We start from the raw sequence: 2463 nt of genomic DNA on the forward strand, positions 1-2463 counted from the left end.
CAGTGAGACCCACCAAGGACAAGGCTTTAACGAACTGAGTTTTGAAGACCAAGCAGACCAAGAGCAAGTCTATCTTCATGCGCAGAAGGATTTTGACTCGATAGTGCTGAATGACATGACCACTCATGTCAAGCACGACCAACATATCACAATCGATAACGACCACTTCACTCAGATTAAAAACCACCACAACCTCACCGTGGAGGGCGAAAGCCGCACTTTGGTCAAACAAGATGCCACCTCGATTGTGGAAGGGAATCTGCACCAAAAAATCGCTCAGTTGCATGCCTTTGAAATTGGCAATGAACTCCACATCAAAGCCGGTATGAAGGTCGTTATCGAAGCGGGCTCTGAAATGACTTTGAAAGCCGGTGGCAGCTTTATAAAACTGGACGCGTCTGGTGCTAGCTTGGTTGGCCCTAGCGTGAATTTAAACTCGGGCGGTAGCCCGGGTAGTGGCAGCGGGTATGGAGGCCAGCAAGCCGCACTCCCAATGGGGTTAGAGTTGCAGCAAGCGCCGCAAGAGATGGAACCACCACTGGTCACAGAGCAACAACGAAATACGGTTCTTGAGGCAGCAATAAACGGCAGTCCAATTTGCCGAGCTTGTGAGGAGGCTCAGTCATGAAAACTTTCCAATACTCTACCGAGCTTCCACCAGTATCAAGGCTAGCCCGTTGGATGGTTCTCGATGGTGCACTGCTGCCGAAACTTGAGTTTAACATCGCAACGTTAGGCAGAGAGCTGACGACTCCCATCGAGTATCGATCTCTATTGCGTAATACACGTTGGCAAAACGTATCGGATATTGGCCCATACCTTGTTACATGGTCAAAACAAATCCAAGATTGGGCTCATGACACTGCGCCTTATCGGTATGGGGTTATTTTCGAATCCAACGCTTCTATAGATGATCTCGAAACACACTGGAAGAAACTCATTTTGTGTCAGCATGGTGGGTTAGAAAATAATTTAGCTCGTGTATATGACCCCATTATTATGCTTTATTTACTCAAAGCGGCAGATGAAACACGCTTTGAGTCTTGGATGGGGCCAATGAAAAACCTATGGCTACCAAACCTTTTTAACCAGCAATACGGTGAAGCGAAATCGTGTTTGGAAACCCCCCAAGCGTTAAAAGAAGCCTTCTTTACCGATGAAGAGTGGCAGGGCCTGAGTGATGCGAGCACAGCATACACAGCATGGCGACTTATCCAGCACATAGAGGCATATTTTCCTGACAGACTGCAAGCAAGCAAACAAGAAACGCACGCGTTTGTTTTGCAGCAACTGGCTGACTTACAATCGCTTGGTCAAGTCAACGAACAATTCGCCACATATTACCTCAATATCGTTTGCCGACTTGGCGATGTGTTAGGTAAAAGCTCACTTTATCCTCAAGTAACGGCTTGTCTGCATGACGTTAAAGCTCCCTTAGAGCAACGTTTAAAACTCGCCAATCAATTATCTATCTCACTTGCCCAAAACCCACGAGACTCAGTGGAGAACTATCCATGAACTATACCATTCAATCAGGAGATACCTTAACCGGTATCGCGCGCGCAAACGGCATAACCTTAAAAGCGATATTGAACGCGAATCCTAACATTTCTGATCCGAATAACATTCGTGCCGGTGATGTCATTCATATCCCACAGGATGCGGTACTGGTTTCTGGTACTTCAGATCCCGCAACCAATGCGGCCATCGTCGCCAGTTCAAAACCGGTAGACAACGTCGTCGAAGAGTGTCCGCTCAGAGATGAATGGTTCACAGTAAAACCGATGCGTTATGCGGTGGCAGATAAGGATAGCTCAGCAAAACTCCCTGAGACCTTGTCAGTTGGCGTCGACTTAGCCAATATGCAAGAGCATCATTATATTGCTCGAGAGCTCATCGATCATACCGTCTACTTTTATAACGAGGACGATCAGTACCTTATCGAAGTGCTTTATCAAGAGGGTATCGCCCAAGATGCTCGTTGTGTGTTTGGCGAGATGCCTCCAGAAGTGAAATCCGCTTTACCGATTCTAAAGCAAAAACTGAAAACCAAAGCCACCATGTGGCTTAGCATTACGCCACTATCAGAGTTAAGATTATCAAACTTACAAGCCAACCCAGATACCATTATCAAACTCGGTCAGCGTATCGACTTTGCACAAGCTGCGGCAGGCAACGCGCCAGATACCAGACCGCTTTATGATATTGAGAACTTGTTAGCCGATACGCAAGTGGTAGAGAGTGTTCTAAAATGGACGTTTCCTGCCTTAGAGCCTGTCTCTGATATCAATGGGATACGCGTACCATACGAAGCACAAACGCCTAAAAATAGCTACGCGGTCTGTCTGGTTGATGCGATTGGTATCGCGACCGATCTGTGCCGTGAGTTCTCTATTGCTTACGATCTCACCATGTCGAGTTTGAGCACGTCGCAACATCCTCTCCAGATGGCAAAGTTAACCA

At 47.1% G+C, this 2463-nt stretch carries 3 protein-coding genes; all 3 read left to right on the forward strand.

Features of this window, described 5'->3' with window-relative positions:
• The coding region (locus QTN94_RS19550) for a bacteriophage T4 gp5 trimerisation domain-containing protein (RefSeq protein ID WP_443088815.1) at window positions 1-628 on the forward strand (628 nt) is incomplete at its 5' end.
• On the forward strand, window positions 625-1518 hold the full coding sequence (locus tag QTN94_RS19555) for a DUF4123 domain-containing protein (RefSeq protein WP_331428603.1): 894 nt from the start codon (window positions 625-627) through the stop codon (window positions 1516-1518). The genes QTN94_RS19550 and QTN94_RS19555, both read left to right, overlap by 4 nt.
• Window positions 1515-2463: LysM peptidoglycan-binding domain-containing protein (locus QTN94_RS19560; protein ID WP_331428604.1), on the forward strand; the 949-nt coding region annotated here is incomplete at its 3' end. The genes QTN94_RS19555 and QTN94_RS19560, both read left to right, overlap by 4 nt.

It is taken from the genome of Vibrio sp. M250220 (genome assembly GCF_036533795.1).
Classification (GTDB): Bacteria; Pseudomonadota; Gammaproteobacteria; order Enterobacterales; family Vibrionaceae; genus Vibrio.

Excerpts from the sequence above, each read along its gene's own strand:
- QTN94_RS19555 (WP_331428603.1), top strand. The coding sequence starts at position 625 with ATGAAAACTTTCCAATACTCTACCGAGCTTCCACCAGTATCAAGGCTA.